13 protein-coding genes, 1 pseudogene and 1 riboswitch are annotated in these 16,091 nt (G+C 39.4%); of the genes and pseudogenes, 6 read left to right on the plus strand and 8 right to left on the minus strand.

Annotation, left to right across the window (positions count from 1 at the left end; all coding sequences use genetic code 11):
• The 8 genes and pseudogenes from QM887_RS06145 to QM887_RS06180 all read right to left on the minus strand — a co-directional run.
• Positions 1–3,184 (minus strand): YSIRK-type signal peptide-containing protein (locus tag QM887_RS06145; protein WP_414270987.1); only part of this gene is annotated, 3,184 nt, incomplete at its 3' end.
• A 1,187-nt stretch (positions 3,185–4,371) separates the two neighbouring features.
• Positions 4,372–5,061, minus strand: a complete 690-nt coding sequence (gene rplA, locus QM887_RS06150; protein ID WP_001085672.1) for a 50S ribosomal protein L1 — start codon at positions 5,059–5,061, stop codon at positions 4,372–4,374.
• A gap of 96 nt (positions 5,062–5,157) precedes the next feature.
• Positions 5,158–5,583 carry a 50S ribosomal protein L11 gene (gene rplK / locus QM887_RS06155; RefSeq protein WP_001085804.1) on the minus strand — a complete coding sequence of 142 codons (426 nt, stop codon included), beginning with the start codon at positions 5,581–5,583 and terminating at the stop codon, positions 5,158–5,160.
• A gap of 216 nt (positions 5,584–5,799) precedes the next feature.
• Positions 5,800–5,967: pseudogene (locus QM887_RS06160) on the minus strand (N-acetyltransferase); the annotation flags it as partial.
• Positions 5,939–6,358, minus strand: a complete 420-nt coding sequence (locus tag QM887_RS06165) for a chromosome partitioning protein ParB (RefSeq protein WP_414270988.1) — start codon at positions 6,356–6,358, stop codon at positions 5,939–5,941. The pseudogene QM887_RS06160 and the gene QM887_RS06165, both read right to left, overlap by 29 nt.
• Positions 6,359–6,385: 27 nt before the next feature.
• On the minus strand, positions 6,386–7,036 hold the full coding sequence (locus tag QM887_RS06170) for a phosphatase PAP2 family protein (protein WP_414270989.1): 651 nt from the start codon (positions 7,034–7,036) through the stop codon (positions 6,386–6,388).
• On the minus strand, positions 7,026–7,589 hold the full coding sequence (locus QM887_RS06175; RefSeq protein WP_414270990.1) for an ECF transporter S component: 564 nt from the start codon (positions 7,587–7,589) through the stop codon (positions 7,026–7,028). The genes QM887_RS06170 and QM887_RS06175 overlap by 11 nt, the downstream gene beginning before the upstream one ends.
• A gap of 150 nt (positions 7,590–7,739) precedes the next feature.
• A riboswitch (FMN riboswitch) is annotated at positions 7,740–7,958 on the minus strand.
• A 48-nt stretch (positions 7,959–8,006) separates the two neighbouring features.
• Complete coding sequence (locus QM887_RS06180) at positions 8,007–8,510, minus strand: tRNA (cytidine(34)-2'-O)-methyltransferase (RefSeq protein ID WP_414270991.1); 504 nt, start codon at positions 8,508–8,510, stop codon at positions 8,007–8,009.
• A gap of 394 nt (positions 8,511–8,904) precedes the next feature.
• Between QM887_RS06180 and trkA the strand changes: the two genes are divergently transcribed.
• From trkA to argF, 6 genes are all read left to right on the plus strand, one after another.
• Positions 8,905–10,254 carry a Trk system potassium transporter TrkA gene (gene trkA, locus QM887_RS06185; protein WP_414270992.1) on the plus strand — a complete coding sequence of 450 codons (1,350 nt, stop codon included), beginning with the start codon at positions 8,905–8,907 and terminating at the stop codon, positions 10,252–10,254.
• A gap of 3 nt (positions 10,255–10,257) precedes the next feature.
• A complete protein-coding gene (locus tag QM887_RS06190; RefSeq protein WP_414270993.1) occupies positions 10,258–11,697 on the plus strand; it encodes a TrkH family potassium uptake protein in 1,440 nt (479 codons plus the stop codon).
• 161 nt (positions 11,698–11,858) lie between these two features.
• Positions 11,859–12,491 (plus strand): hypothetical protein, encoded by a 633-nt coding sequence (locus QM887_RS06195; RefSeq protein ID WP_414270994.1) that lies wholly within the window; start codon positions 11,859–11,861, stop codon positions 12,489–12,491.
• 57 nt (positions 12,492–12,548) lie between these two features.
• On the plus strand, positions 12,549–13,241 hold the full coding sequence (locus QM887_RS06200; RefSeq protein ID WP_414270995.1) for a lysostaphin resistance A-like protein: 693 nt from the start codon (positions 12,549–12,551) through the stop codon (positions 13,239–13,241).
• A gap of 355 nt (positions 13,242–13,596) precedes the next feature.
• Positions 13,597–14,826 (plus strand): arginine deiminase, encoded by a 1,230-nt coding sequence (arcA, locus tag QM887_RS06205; RefSeq protein ID WP_414270996.1) that lies wholly within the window; start codon positions 13,597–13,599, stop codon positions 14,824–14,826.
• Between the two features lie 65 nt (positions 14,827–14,891).
• Complete coding sequence (argF, locus tag QM887_RS06210) at positions 14,892–15,908, plus strand: ornithine carbamoyltransferase (RefSeq protein ID WP_075229985.1); 1,017 nt, start codon at positions 14,892–14,894, stop codon at positions 15,906–15,908.
• Positions 15,909–16,091: the final 183 nt, after the last annotated feature.

Genomic DNA, 16,091 nt, shown 5'->3' on the forward strand with positions numbered 1-16,091 from the left:
CTGTATAATTACCATCGTTATCTTTGTCAATGTAGAAGGTTAGAGTGGTTTGTTTCTTATCTTCATCACGGACAGCTTTAACTTTTGGTGTTTGGCCATCTACTCCGTTTTTAACAACTGTTGTAAGGGCTGGCTTGCCTTCTGGCTGAGTAATAGTAATGGTATGACTGCCATCTTGGTTGTCTGTAACAGTTACTGTTGGAGTGAAGCCATCTTTACCGTTCTCACCTTTTGGACCTTGTTTCCCATCTGGAATAATGACTTCTTTTAGTTTTATATCGTTTGCATCAAATTCATTATTGTCATTTTGGTCATAATAGAAAATAACAGTTGTTGTTTTATCAGATTCGTTTCTTTTAGTTGCTACTAATGGGCTGTCCCCATCGAAACCATCTCTCACAACAGTAGTAGTTATTCCACCTTTACCATCATTGATAGTAATCGTATGCGTACCATTTTGACCATCAGTTACTTTCACCGTTGGAGTTATTCCATCCGCACCTTTTGGTCCTGCTGGCCCTTGTGCTCCTGTTGGTCCTACTGGTCCCGCTGGTCCTGCTGGCCCTTGTGCTCCTGCTGGCCCTTGTGCTCCTGTTGGTCCTACTGGTCCTGCTGGCCCTTGTGCTCCTGTTGGTCCTACTGGTCCTGCTGGCCCTTGTGCCCCAGTTGCACCTTTTGGTCCCGCTGGTCCTTGAGGTCCTGGAGCTCCTGCTGGTCCTGCTGGCCCTTGTGCCCCAGTTGCTCCTTTTGGTCCTACTGGTCCCGCTGGTCCTGCTGGCCCTTGTGCTCCTGTTGGTCCTACTGGTCCTGCTGGCCCTTGTGCCCCAGTTGCTCCTTTTGGTCCCGCTGGTCCTTGAGGTCCTGGAGCTCCTGCTGGTCCTGCTGGACCTTGTGCTCCTGCTGGCCCTTGTGCTCCTATTGGTCCCGCTGGTCCTGCTGGCCCTTGTGCTCCTGTTGGTCCCGCTGGCCCTTGTGCCCCAGTTGCACCTTTTGGTCCCGCTGGTCCTGCTGGCCCTTGTGCTCCTGCTGGCCCTTGTGCTCCTATTGGTCCTACTGGTCCTGCTGGCCCTTGTGCCCCAGTTGCACCTTTTGGTCCCGCTGGTCCTGCTGGCCCTTGTGCTCCTGCTGGCCCTTGTGCTCCTATTGGTCCTACTGGTCCTGCTGGCCCTTGTGCCCCAGTTGCACCTTTTGGTCCCGCTGGTCCTGCTGGCCCTTGTGCTCCTGCTGGCCCTTGTGCTCCTGTTGGTCCTACTGGTCCCGCTGGCCCTTGTGCCCCAGTTGCACCTTTTGGTCCCGCTGGTCCCGCTGGCCCTGCTGGACCTTGTGCCCCAGTTGCTCCTTGTGGTCCCGCTGGTCCTTGAGGTCCCGCTGGTCCTCTTTCGCCATCTTTTATAGCTGTGTTTAAGATTAGTTCATCTTTTTCTGCGTTATAGTTCCCATCACCATCTTTATCTAAATAAAATGTAATATTATTAGTATCTCCCACTTTATTTTGAACTGCAGCTATTTTACCAATACCGTATTTCATTATACGTGGTTTGGCTTCTTTTACTGTAGTAGGATTTCCTACAGGAAGACCTAAAACATACTGATCTCCAAATTTATGAACTCGGTATGCTTGAGATTTTTCACCTTCTTCACCTTCAGAAACCAACTCTATAGAACCTTCCGCTAATTTAGTAGTCGGTATATAAAGAGTTTGAAAATCAACTTTTGTTTTAAAACTTGCTGTTAAAGGATTAGGAGGGGTAGGGTTTGCATCTAGATATAATGGTTCTGTTTCAAAGTAATAGTTAGAGTTACTATATGGGTCATTACTAGTTGCAGCTCCACCAGCACCTTGGTCTACGTTAAATTCAACTGGACGTAAACGAAGAGATAAGTCTCCGTTAGGGTCTCTTATAGGTAAACTAAATCTTATCGTTTGCTCAGTGTTTGTTTCTACTGCAGCGTCTAAACTGTAACCTGAATGAGAAACAAAGTTCCCACCCTTACTAATGTTTTTAGTTTGAGTCCTATTTCTAGTTAAAACAGTAGCACTAGAAGGTTCTCCGAATCCAGTTCCTTTGTCTAAGATAAAGTTGTTATTAACAAACTCTCTAGGATTTCCTGGCGCAGAATATTTAATTGTAAAGTCAACTTGATTACCATTACGTACTGTTGTTACATCATAATGGATTTCATGGCCACCACGTGAATGTCCTATACCACGAAATGAATGTGATCCCTGACTGATGTCAGAAAATGCAATAGTATTGTTTGGATTTAAGATTGGTTTATTTTCTGGTCCACCCGCTCTAAATCCACTACCAACCGAACGGAATCCACTACCAACCGAACGGAATCCACTACGTCCGTTTTCCAAATCTTCCTTACGGATAGCTGGATTTTGACGAGCATCTGAGAGACTGAGTGCAGGTTTCAAGATTTCGTTAGTTACTTCTGGAGCTGAAGTTGCTTCAACTTTAGCAGGTGTGCCAGTTGGCAAATCGACACTTGCAACAGCTGAACGATCAGTTGTTGCAGATGGTTTAGCCTCATCTTTCACTTCAACTGCATCAGCTTTCGTCACTACAGGAGTTTCTGACACGTTTCTTTTATCTGATTCAGAACGAAGTTCTAAACTAATGATAGCTGAGTGAATAGATGACTCAGCTGCTGATACTTCAGCTTCTGTTGCATCTGCTTTCCCAAGCAAGATTTGACCGGTTTGGATACTTGCTTGTAAGTTATTTACACTAGCTTCTGTATATAACTTGCTTTCTAATTTCTTAGCACGCGAAAGAATCGTTAATAATTTTGACTTATCAACTGAATCTTGATGATTTGTTTCTTCTTTTTTATCTTTCGCTTCTTCAGCTTCTTCTTTCGGTGCTTTAGCATCTTCAGGTTTAGCTGGAGTTACGTCTACCGGATTAGCAACTGCAGGAGCTGCATAGGTTGTTTCTTTGCTAGATGTAGAAGCTTCCGCTGGTTTATTAGCTTCTTCCACCATATCAACAGAAATACTGTTAGTAACTACTGGATTATGTTCTTCTGCTTGTACTGCTTGAGCATTAGCAGCAGCTCCCAAAACTAAAGCTGTCCCGAGCAAGACACTTGCTGCACCAAAGTGATACTTACGAATAGAATATCGTTGTTGCAGACTATACCAGTCAAATGACTTTTTATGTGAATGTTTCATCATTTACTCCTTAATATTTTTTCTACTTTAGTATATACCAATTTAGGACATTAATCAAGTTTTAGCATTAATATCATATATTGTTGACTCTTTTTGTAACATGGAGATATATTTTATTTTTTGAATATCGAATACTTGCTTTTGAGTATTGCTTCTTGTATAACATAACCATAAATGTGATACTAGATACATAATAGAAAATACCTATATGCCCAATCTTTTATCTACAAAATAATAAGGACAATTACTCTGAATGGAAATTGTAATTCAGAATCATGACTTGTTTAGATTACATGCACTTGACAAAAAAACAGGATGTACAGAACGAATCCAAAAAAAAATAGTTTAAATTGATTATGGACAACTTTCCCAAATATTGACATCCAATCTTCTGTTAACGAAATAATGACAGATTTAATTTATAATACTAGTATGGAAGATTTTCATCAACATCTGCTTACTCATTCACAATCTTTTCAATTACTTGAGTATATTTTAACAATGAAAGACTGCATATTTATTGAACAGTTAAAAATCTTCAGGCAAGTAATACCAATCTCTATCGATTAGGTTGAAACATTACAAAAACTCCATTTTTTCATTTTCAGATTGAATTATCTTTCCCCCCTACTACAATTCTAGGCATTGAAACTGATATTCGCTATTTTTTGCTCTATACTATTCAGAGAACTATTATTTGCTTGACTAACTTTTTTCAACATTCCTTAAGAAGACTTAGCAGAGTTTGCTGATTTCTTCTATAAAATCACAAATTATCCAATGTGATTTGCAATTGATAGATCGTACAAATTGATATTAACTATCAGTTTCTCTGAAAAATTAGGATTTGAAATGAGTCTGGACATCATGCCCTATCCCTAACTTTCGTAGATATCCATTCTTACAATTGTAATAAGCGTTCTAACTTCGATATTTGAGATCAATTGGAAATCAGCAACAAAATTTTTGATCAAACAGATTAAAAAATTAATTTTTATAACTTCTTTATCACTTACATACTAAAAAGACTCAATAATACTTATAAGTCACTATAATATTTGTAGTCGGTAGATTCCCTATAGATATTATGAAGCCAATTTTGTTGTGTAGAAGAGCAAATATTTTAAACTCAAAAAAAGGTTGAGACCGACTTGTCTTCAACCTTTTTGTATTATATTTTGTACTTATTAAAGTGAGTTAACGTCAACCTTGATACCAACACCTTGAGTAGTTGTGATTGTCAAGCTTGTTACGTAAGTACCTTTAGCAGTAGCTGGTTTAGCTTTTTGGATTGTTTCGTTGAATGCTTTGAAGTTTTCAACCAACTTGTCAGCTTCAAATGAAACTTTACCGATGATAGCTTGTACGATACCTGCACGGTCTGCACGGTAAGTGATCTTACCACCTTTAGACTCTTCAACTGCTTTAGCAACATCCATTGTTACAGTACCAGTTTTAGGGTTTGGCATCAAGTTACGTGGTCCAAGGACACGTCCAAGACGTCCAACAAGAGCCATCATGTCAGGTGTAGCGATAACTACATCGAAGTCCAACCAACCGTCGTTGATTTTAGCAACAAGGTCGTCTTCACCAACGAAGTCTGCACCAGCAGCTTTAGCTTCTTCAGCTTTTGCACCACGTGCAAATACAAGAACGCGAGCTGTTTTACCAGTACCGTTTGGCAATACCATTGCTCCACGGATTTGTTGGTCAGCTTTTTTCACGTCAATGTTCAAGTTGTAAGCAACTTCTACAGTTGCGTCAAATTTTGCAAAGTTAGTTTCTTTTGCAAGAGCTACAGCTTCTTCTACGCTGTATGCTTTTGTGCTGTCGATTTTCTCAAGAGCAGCACGAAGTTGTTTGCTTTTTTTAGCCATTTTCTATTCTCCTTGTAAGTGGTTCAATCGATTTTCATCTCCCACGTCACTTCTCGAAATGATGAAGTCTTGCGGGTTATCTTGGGATGTTATTGATTAGTCAACAACGTTGAATCCCATAGAACGAGCAGTACCTTCGATCATACGCATTGCAGACTCAAGGTTTGCAGCGTTCAAATCTGGCATCTTAGTTTCTGCAATTTCTTGTACTTGCGCACGAGTAACTGAAGCAACTTTTGTTTTGTTAGGTGTACCTGATCCTTTTTCAACACCTGCAGCTTTTTTCAAAAGAACAGCAGCTGGTGGTGTTTTAGTGATGAAAGTAAATGATTTATCTTCGTAAACTGAGATAACAACTGGAATGATCATACCAGCTTGATCAGCTGTACGAGCGTTGAACTCTTTTGTGAATCCCATGATGTTGATACCAGCTTGACCAAGAGCAGGTCCAACCGGTGGAGCTGGTGTAGCTTTACCAGCAGGGATTTGCAATTTTACAAGTTTTTCGACTTTTTTAGCCATTTTTAAATCCTCCTTTGTGGTTTTGGCGGTAATGTAAGATTTTTACCTCCCACAAGTATGCTTTTCGCATACCTTTCTATTATACACTATTCTATTCCAAATGCAAGAGAAAAATTTTATTTTTAGAGAATTTTTATTACTGAATTTGACTATCATTTCTTTCGTGAAAGAGTCCTGAACTACAAACAAAAAACCGCTCTGTTTTGAGCGATTATTGGAATACATAGCATTTAATTTTTCTACATTATAGGGGCTTCTGACTCCATCTACAAATTCAACCAAGTCCACATCCTGATACCACGTCAAAGCAACATCACGATGATCTGCTAAAAAATAAGGAACTAGACGTAGAGAATCATCTATCTGAATGATTTTTGTCATCATTTTCTAATCCTAATACTAGCTCCGCTGCTTGATTAAAACCATCACACCAGTTATACCATTTTGCTTCATACTCATCTTGAGGTAAGATATGATTTTTTAAGTCCAGAAGAGAGTAAATCTTTCTTTTCTCACAAGCTTGCGCATAGAGATGATATAGTTCATCACCACCATCTCTATCAAACTCAGCAGAAATTGTATCCTGACCTAGCAACAAAGCCTGATAAGCCCTGTGATGCCCGTCTGTAATTAGTAAGTAATCTCCAAATGCAAGAACACTGATTGGATTTATATTAAAAGTTTCTGCTGACTGATAAAGATTCTGGATAGCTTTTAACTTCTTCTCTGATAAGTAAAGTTGAGTTGGATGGAGATTTTTAATGTTGACTTTCATTTTAACTTCCTCAAAAAAGTTTGATTCTCACTTCTGCTTCCCTGTAAATCGCCATTTAAAGCGAAGCTTATCATAAAAAGGAAATTCGATAAATAAGATTCCTAGACCTAAGCACAAGCTAGCCAAAACATCTGATGGGTAGTGGACTCCTAGATAGACTCTTGAAACAAGGACACTAACGAGGTAAATTCCTAATAAACTCTGCAGAGGCAGTTTCAATCTTGTGCTTTTCACTCTCTGACCTAGGATAATAATCAAAGACCCGATGAGTAAGGTCACCGCCAGAGAATGCCCACTCGGGAAAGAAAAGCCCTTTTCCTCCACTAAATGTAAAATTTCTGGTCGGGGACGTTGATAGAGGTGTTTTAGAGACACAATTAAAATTCCAGCAAGACTAAGATTCCCAGCTACCAAGAGGCTTTCGCTCTTCCATTTTTTCAGATAAAAAATGGCAACTAAGATAATAGCCCAACTGATGACAACTGGTAAATCAATCAGCCGTGTGATTCCACGAAAAATCAAAGTCAAGGTCTCGGGTAAATCCCCTCGAATAGCTGTTTGAACTGATGAGTCCAATGTTTGCAGTTGCTCTGGATAAAATTTAACGACATAACCCAGAATTACAAATAGTAAAAGGGCAAAAGAGCCCTTCATCATAAATGTTTGTTTATCTTTCATAGTATTTTAAAGTTGGTTTCAAAAGGACAAACAACAACCAGAAAGAGACAGCAAAGATAATACCTTCAATCAGATTAAAAGGCAAAACCATAGTCATCAGGTAGTTGCTCAATCCTAAGATTTTCTCAATATCAAAGTTGGCAAACTTAGCGTATAAAGGAACAGCATAGACATAGTTCAGAACTAACATGGCCAAAGTTAGACCAAGTGTGCCAGCTACTGAAGCTAGAACAAAACGCATGGTTGTTCGATCTTTTTTCCAAATCAGACCAAAAGCAAGTACAAAAACTCCTAAGGCAACAATATTCATCGGTAAACCAATATAGGTACTAACCCCTTGATTGTTGAGAAGGATTTTCAACAAGGACCGAAGGAAAAGCACTCCAAAAGCTGCTGGTAAATCCAAGACTACCAAGCCCACAAGGACCGGTAAAATACTGAACTCAATCCTCAAAAAGGATGCCGCTGGCAAAAGCGGAAAGTCAAAGTACATCAGCACAAATGAAAGTGCTGATAGAATTGCAATGGTCGAAAGTCGACGTGTGTTTGTCATAACAGGTTCCTCCAATTTTCTATAAAATCAGAAGAAGTTGGAAAGTTTCTCTCTATCTACTCTCTTACCCTATCTCAAAAAGCAACCTAATCCTATTAAATAGGTGGTTCTAATTTTCTATAAAATGAAGCAGAATAGACAAAGCTATCCTTTCGTCTTCTCCCATCCAGACTATACTGTCGGTTGTGGAATCTCACCACATCAGCTTGCGCTCGCGGACTTATTTGGCTAAGATATTTTAGATTTATCTAGGCGTCGTAGTCGAAGATAATACTTAAAGTATATCGAGACAAGACAACGACGAGAAAGCTAAAATAGCTAGTCAAATTTACCGCCGGTCGGGAATTTCACCCTGCCCTGAAGACCCCTTTATGATAACAAAAAAAGCTTGCAAGCGCAAGCATTTTATCTAAGTGTTTATTTCAACTTATCTATTTCATAGGTGTGAACTAATTCGAGACCTGCAAAGTTTTGCTGACGGAGAGCCTCGTAGACAATCATACATACTGTATTGGATACATTTAGACTACGAACGTGTTCATCATTCATAGGAATGCGAAGGGCTTTTTCGGGATGCTCACGCATAAAATCCTCAGGCAATCCCTTATCTTCTCTCCCAAAGAGAAAATAATGATTCCCTAGTGTCATGAAATCCGCATCGGAATAGACTTTTTCTGCAAACTTGGAAATCAAGTAGAGTTGACCATCCATTTTTTCCATAAATTCATCTAAACCATCATAGAAATAAATCTCAAGCTTATCCCAATAATCTAGACCTGCCCGCTTCATCTTACGATCATCAATCGGAAAACCCATCGGTTTGATAATATGAAGGGGCGCATTTGTCGCTGCGCAGGTACGTGCAATATTCCCCGTATTTTGTGGAATCTGGGGTTCAAATAATACAATGTGATTTGTCATGCCTTGTTTCCTCTCACTAGTGCAAAAAAATAGCCACACTGCCCGGAGTCAAGCTCAGCAAACAGCGTGGTTAAGGCATCGTTAACTTACCTCACAACAGGTTTGAAGTAAATCAGCGAAACTACTGTTTTAGTATATCACTTTCAGCTTGATTGTCAATAGAAATGACTTGATTTTTTCAATTTTTTTACAAACATATTTACATTAGCTAAAAATGCTTATGTATTCATTAGAATTACACGAAAATAGCTGATTTATATCTTATATTTTTATCAAGTAAAATTATCAGTGGGACAATTTTCTACCCTAATAATGAAAAGAGTCGGTTGCCGAGTGCATTTTTTTCTAAAAAAGAGTATGATAGAGACATCTTGAAAAAGTAGGTTATTTAAAAATGAAGATTATTCTTGTCGGAGGGGGAAAAGTTGGATCTGCCCTTTGTCGTTCGCTTGTCGCTGATAATCATGATGTTGTCCTCATTGAACAAAATGAAACTGTTCTTAACTACATGACAAGCCGTTTTGATATTATGGGAATTGCAGGTAATGGAGCTGATTTTGCTATACTAGAAGCAGCTAATGTCCAAGACTGTGATATTTTTATTGCTATGACTCAGTATGATGAAGTCAACATGGTTTCAGCTCTTCTGGCTAAAAAAATGGGGGCTAAAGAAACTATTGTTCGTGTCCGCAATCCTGAATATTCCAACCCCTATTTCAAAGAAAAAAATATTCTAGGTTTCTCTCTGATTGTCAATCCTGAACTCCTTGCAGCTCGTGCTATCGCTAATATTATCGATTTCCCAAATGCTCTATCTGTTGAGCGTTTTGCAGGTGGTTTGGTTAGTCTAATGGAATTTGTTGTCCGTAAGGATAGCAATATCTGTCAAATGTCTATCGCAGACTTCCGGAAAAAGTTTGGCAATGTTATCGTCTGCGCTATCGAGCGAGACCATAAGCTCATGATTCCAAGTGGAGATATGGTCCTCCAAGACAAGGATCGGATCTTTGTTACAGGTGATCGGGTTGACATGATGCTCTTTCATAACTATGTCAAATCTCGTGTTGTTAAAAGCTTACTCATTGTCGGTGCTGGAAAAATCGCCTACTATCTCGTTGGCATTTTAAAGGATAGCCGTATTGATACCAAGGTCATTGAGCTCAATCCAGATCGCGCAGCATTTTTCAGCCAAAAATATCCCAAACTCTATATTGTCCAAGGGGACGGAACGGCAAAAGATATTCTCCTAGAAGAAAGTGCCCAACATTACGATGCTGTCGCAACTCTTACTGGCGTTGATGAAGAAAATATCATTACTTCTATGTTCTTAGATAGTGTAGGTGTTCAGAAAAATATCACTAAGGTCAATCGAACCAGTCTCCTAGAGATTATTCATGCTCCTGAGTTTTCGAGTATCATCACACCAAAAACAATCGCTGTCGATACCATTATGCACTTTATCCATGGTCGTGCTAATGCCCAATATTCAGACCTTCAAGCTATGCACCACCTTGCAAATGGACAGGTTGAGACACTTCAATTCCTCATCAAGGAAGCCAATAAAATGACTGGCAAACCTTTGTCTCAATTGAAATTCAAAAAAGATTTGTTGATCGCTGCTATTATTCGTAATGGGAAAACCATCTTCCCAACTGGTGAAGATAGCCTTCAAGTCGGTGATAAGTTAGTTGTCATCACACTACTATCAAACATCACCAAGATTTATGATTTGTTAGAGAGGTAAGCTATGAATAGAAGTATGGTACGCTTTCTTCTTGCAAAGCTACTCTTAATCGAGGCTGCCCTTCTCTTGGTACCAGTTAGTATCGCTCTTTACTATCAAGAATCTAGTCAAGTGTTTACAGCTCTTTTCTCTACTATCGGGATTCTTGTCGTCCTAGGTCTTCTTGGTATCATCAGCAAGCCAAAAAAACAAAGAATCTATGCAAAAGAAGGGGTCTTGATCGTTGCTCTTTGTTGGATTCTCTGGTCATTCTTTGGTGCCCTTCCCTTTGTCTTTTCAGGACAAATCCCCAATATTATCGATGCCTTCTTCGAAGTTAGCTCCGGTTTCACAACAACGGGTGCGACCATCCTAAATGACGTATCTGTCCTAAGCCGTTCCCTTCTATTTTGGAGGAGTTTTACTCACCTTATCGGAGGGATGGGGGTGCTGGTTTTTGCCCTAGCTATCATGGACAATGCAAAAAACAGTCACTTAGAGGTTATGAAGGCAGAGGTTCCTGGCCCAGTATTTGGCAAGGTTGTATCTAAGCTAAAAAATACAGCTCAGATCCTCTACATCCTCTACCTGGCTATGTTCGCCCTCTTTGTGGTTATTTATTACCTTGCTGGGATGCCACTCTACGATAGTTTTGTTATCGCTATGGGTACTGCTGGTACTGGTGGCTTTACTGTTTATAATGACGGAATTGCCCACTATCACAGTTCTCTCATCACCTATTTGACAAGTATCGGGGTTTTGATGTTTGGTGTCAATTTCAACCTCTACTACTACCTCATGCTCCGTCGTATTAAGGAATTCTTTTTTGATGAAGAACTCCGAGCCTATCTCTTGATTGTAGCCATATCAACTGGCTTAATCACGCTTAACACACTCCACCTCTACAGCGGAGTTTCACAAAGCTTTGAGATGGCCTTCTTCCAAGTATCTAACATCATTACCACTACCGGTTTTGGATATGGGGATATCACGAACTGGCCTTTGTTTTCTCAATACATCTTGCTAATGCTGATGGCAATCGGTGGTTCTGCTGGCTCCACTGCAGGTGGTCTCAAGGTTATTCGCGGAGTCATCCTATCTAAAATTGCTAAAAATCAAGTCTTGTCTACCATATCACCTCACCGTGTGTTAACCCTTCAGGTTAATCAAACGGTTATTGATAAGGATACTCAGCACAAGATTCTGAAGTACTTTGTGGTTTACATCATGATTCTACTCAGTTTGATTTTCATCGTCAGTTTAGATACCAATAATTTAATGGTGGTCACGAGTGCTGTTTTTAGTTGTTTTAATAACATCGGGCCTATTTTGGGTACTACAGCTAGCTTCTCTATCTTTAGTCCTTTTTCAAAAATTCTGCTATCATTTGCCATGATTGCGGGACGACTTGAAATTTACCCAATCATCTTGCTCTTTATGAAACGCACTTGGTCTAAACGATAAAACGATTAACTTAAGATTTAATCTCCCTTCAAAAAATGGCTTGAAGGGGGATTTTTTCGTTTTAAAAGACAAGTCAGCCTTAAAATCTGACAATTGGGGAAATGTATCACATTGCCTTCTATCTTTGAGCTATAATGAGAAAAAAATATAGGGGATACTTTATGGAAAAAGTCACGAAATCAATTCGACTACTCTTGTTCTTTGCCTTAATCCAACTTGGACTTTGTAGTTGTATCTTTTGGTCTGGAACTTCTCTGGCTCTCAAACAATCCTGCTTTTATTTTCTACTGGCTTTATTAGCCTTATCAGGAACTTGTGCCTTTATACATTATTTATCTAGTCACAACCAGGCTACAAATAGCATTCTTGATCGCAATCGCTTTATCTTTTTATTGTATAGCATGATGGTTATTGTCAATCTTTGCGGGGTTGGACTTGTTCTGTCAGAAAGTATCGTCACAGTTAACTTACTTCAAAAAGAAGCCGTAGACCTCATCCTACCCTCCTTCTTTTTTCTATTTGGAGTAGACCTTGTTACCTTTCTCCCTTTGAAAAAATGGAGAAGATTACAAAGAAATTCCAGCAGCAAGGAAGTACGTTTTTCCATTCTAGTTATTTCCATTCTAATCTTCCTACGTAATCCAATCACCATTTTGTCCATAGCTTTTTACATCGGTCTTGGGGCTCTCTTTCTCAGTTTTTTATTTCCCAAGAATTTGAGACAGGATGTATCATTTTACGGCCATTTGATTCGGGATATTCTATTTGTCATTTGCACCCTTCTGTTATGGTAGCAGATAGAATCCAGCAATTATGTTATAATTAAATAAAATTTTTTAGGAGACACATCAATGAACTTTTTTAAGGATTTTCGGAAACGACTCGCTTGGTTTGGGATCTTGTTAGTAGCCATCGTTCTCTCTCAAATTCCTATGATTACTTTAGGTTTACTTCAAGGGACCCAAATTGCACTTATCTGGTCATCACTTATCGTAGCCCTTATTTCGATTTTTGTCATCGCCATCTTTTTATACGGTGCCCACAAGAGCAAGTTGCTGGTATTTAAACCTAAACTCTTAACGATTAATGATGTCCCTCGTATTGTTTTGAGTTATTTGACGATCTTTGTCGGTAATCTTGTGGGAGGTATCTGGTTACAACTCATTAATCAAACGACCACTTCCAACCAACAAATTATTAACAACCTTGTTTCTGAAAGCACTCTGATTGGTAGTTTCTTCCTCCTTGTTTTAATCGCACCTATCTGTGAGGAAATCATCTGTCGTGGAATTATTCCGACCAAACTCTTCCAAGGCTATGAAAAACTGGGCTATATTATTGGTTGGTTCCTATTCCTTCTTGCACATAGACCTTCAAATCTTCCTTCTTTCTTGATTTATGGTTGGATGTCTGCCGTCCTCACTTGGACTGCTTTTCGTACACGACGTCTAGAGTTATCCATCTTAGTTCATATGGTACTCAATAGCATCAGTTTCATCTTGCTTGCTCTCGTAACCATTCTTCTCAAAAATGTTGGTATCTAAACAGATCTAATATCCAATTCCCTTTGATTTTTTTGCAGATCAATCAAAGGGATTTTTTGTTTCTATTTTCCTCTAGGTTACAAAATTTGCCTCTATCCAGTTTCTCTAAAAAATTTTTAAAAAATTTTAAAAATATTTTTATGCATTAAATTTATAGAATATAAAAATAAGTTAAGTTAACATGTATATTTGTGAATAATCTTATAAATAAAATGTAAAAAATCCCTTAGAATAGGCTTTTCAGAGGCTTTTAAGCTTTATCCTTTTCCTTGTAAAGCATATTAAATTGTGTTAATATTAAAATGTAAGCGATACCAAAACAGTTTGGTACACACAAGAAAAAAGGAGGATTCACATGTCTTCACATCCAATTCATGTTTTCTCAGAAATTGGGAAACTGAAAAAAGTTATGTTGCACCGTCCAGGCAGGGAGTTGGAAAACTTGTTGCCGGACTATCTTGAAAGGCTTCTTTTTGATGATATTCCTTTCTTGGAAGATGCTCAAAAAGAACATGATGCATTTGCTCAAGCTCTTCGTGATGAAGGAATCGAAGTTCTATATCTAGAGCAGCTGGCTGCTGAATCATTGACTTCCCCAGAAATCCGCGATCAATTTATCGAGGAATACTTAGACGAAGCCAACATCCGTGGTCGTCAAACCAAGGCTGCTATTCGTGAATTGCTTCAAGGCATTACAGACAACCAAGAATTGGTTGAAAAAACGATGGCTGGTGTTCAAAAAGCTGAATTACCTGAAATTCCTGAAGAAGCAAAAGGTTTAACTGACTTGGTTGAGTCAGACTATCCATTTGCTATCGACCCAATGCCAAACCTCTACTTCACTCGCGACCCATTTGCTACAATCGGTAATGCCGTATCGCTCAACCACATGTATGCAGATACTCGTAACCGTGAAACTCTTTATGGTAAATACATTTTCAAACACCATCCAATCTATGGTGGAAAAGTTGAATTGGTTTACAACCGTGAAGAAGATACACGTATCGAAGGTGGAGATGAGTTAGTTCTTTCTAAAGACGTTCTTGCAGTAGGTATTTCTCAACGTACAGATGCAGCTTCTATTGAAAAACTCTTGGTTAACATCTTCAAGAAAAATGTTGGCTTCAAGAAAGTTATAGCATTCGAATTTGCTAACAACCGTAAATTCATGCACTTGGATACTGTATTCACCATGGTAGACTATGACAAGTTCACTATTCACCCTGAAATCGAAGGTGACCTTCATGTTTACTCTGTTACTTATGAAGATGAAAAACTCAAGATTGTTGAAGAAAAAGGTGATTTGGCTGAACTTCTTGCTCAAAACCTTGGCATAGAAAAAGTTCATTTGATCCGTTGTGGTGGAGGCAATATCGTAGCAGCTGCGCGTGAACAATGGAATGACGGATCTAACACTTTGACCATCGCACCTGGTGTGGTAGTTGTTTATGCCCGCAATACCGTGACCAATAAGATTTTGGAAGAATACGGACTTCGCTTGATTAAGATTCGCGGAAGTGAATTGGTTCGGGGCCGTGGTGGACCTCGTTGTATGTCTATGCCATTTGTACGCGAAGACATTTAAGCCCTCCCTCTCTCTGTTTAGCGCCTGCTAACAGAATTAAAGCTTGTTAGAAAAGGATTTATAGAATGACACATTCAGTATTTCAAGGAAGAAGTTTTCTAGCTGAAAAAGATTTTACCCGTGCCGAGCTCGAATATTTGATTGGCCTTTCCGCTCATTTGAAAGACCTCAAAAAACGCAACATTGAGCACCACTACCTAGCAGGTAAAAATATTGCTCTTTTATTTGAAAAAACTTCTACTCGTACACGCGCAGCCTTTACAACTGCTGCAATCGATCTTGGAGCACACCCAGAATATTTAGGTGCCAATGATATCCAACTAGGTAAGAAAGAATCTACTGAAGATACAGCAAAAGTTTTGGGACGTATGTTTGATGGTATCGAGTTTCGCGGTTTCAGCCAACGTATGGTTGAAGAATTGGCTGAATTCTCAGGTGTTCCAGTATGGAATGGTCTAACTGACGAATGGCACCCAACTCAAATGCTTGCTGACTATTTGACAGTACAAGAAAACTTCGGACGCCTTGAAGGATTGACCTTGGTTTACTGTGGTGATGGACGTAACAACGTTGCCAACAGTCTTCTTGTAACAGGAGCTATCCTTGGTGTCAATGTCCACATCTTCTCACCAAAAGAACTCTTCCCAGAAAAAGAAATCGTTGAATTGGCTGAAGGATTTGCTAAAGAAAGTGGCGCTCATGTTCTGATCACTGAAGATGCTGATGAAGCCGTTAAAGGGGCAGATGTTCTTTACACCGACGTTTGGGTATCTATGGGTGAAGAAGATAAATTCGCAGAACGCGTAGCTATGCTTAAACCTTACCAAGTCAATATGGACCTCGTTAAGAAAGCAAATAATGAAAACTTGATCTTCCTACACTGCTTGCCAGCCTTCCATGATACTCACACTGTTTATGGTAAAGACGTTGCTGAAAAATTCGGTGTCGAAGAAATGGAAGTAACAGATGAAGTCTTCCGCAGCAAGTATGCTCGTCACTTCGACCAAGCAGAAAACCGTATGCACACTATCAAAGCCGTCATGGCCGCTACACTAGGAAATCTCTATATTCCTAAAGTGTAATAATAACTTTATACTCAATGAAAATCAAAGAGCAAACTAGGAAGCGAGCCGCAGGCTGTACTTGAGTACGGCAAGGCGAAGCTGACGTGGTTTGAATTTGATTTTCGAAGAGTATTAACAAACAGCTTAGGGGCTGAGACTAGTGTTTTAGTCCAGTCCCTTTTTGTAGTAGAAACGAGAACT

Source organism: Streptococcus infantis (assembly GCF_047460875.1).
Classification (GTDB): Bacteria; Bacillota; Bacilli; order Lactobacillales; family Streptococcaceae; genus Streptococcus; species Streptococcus infantis_AA.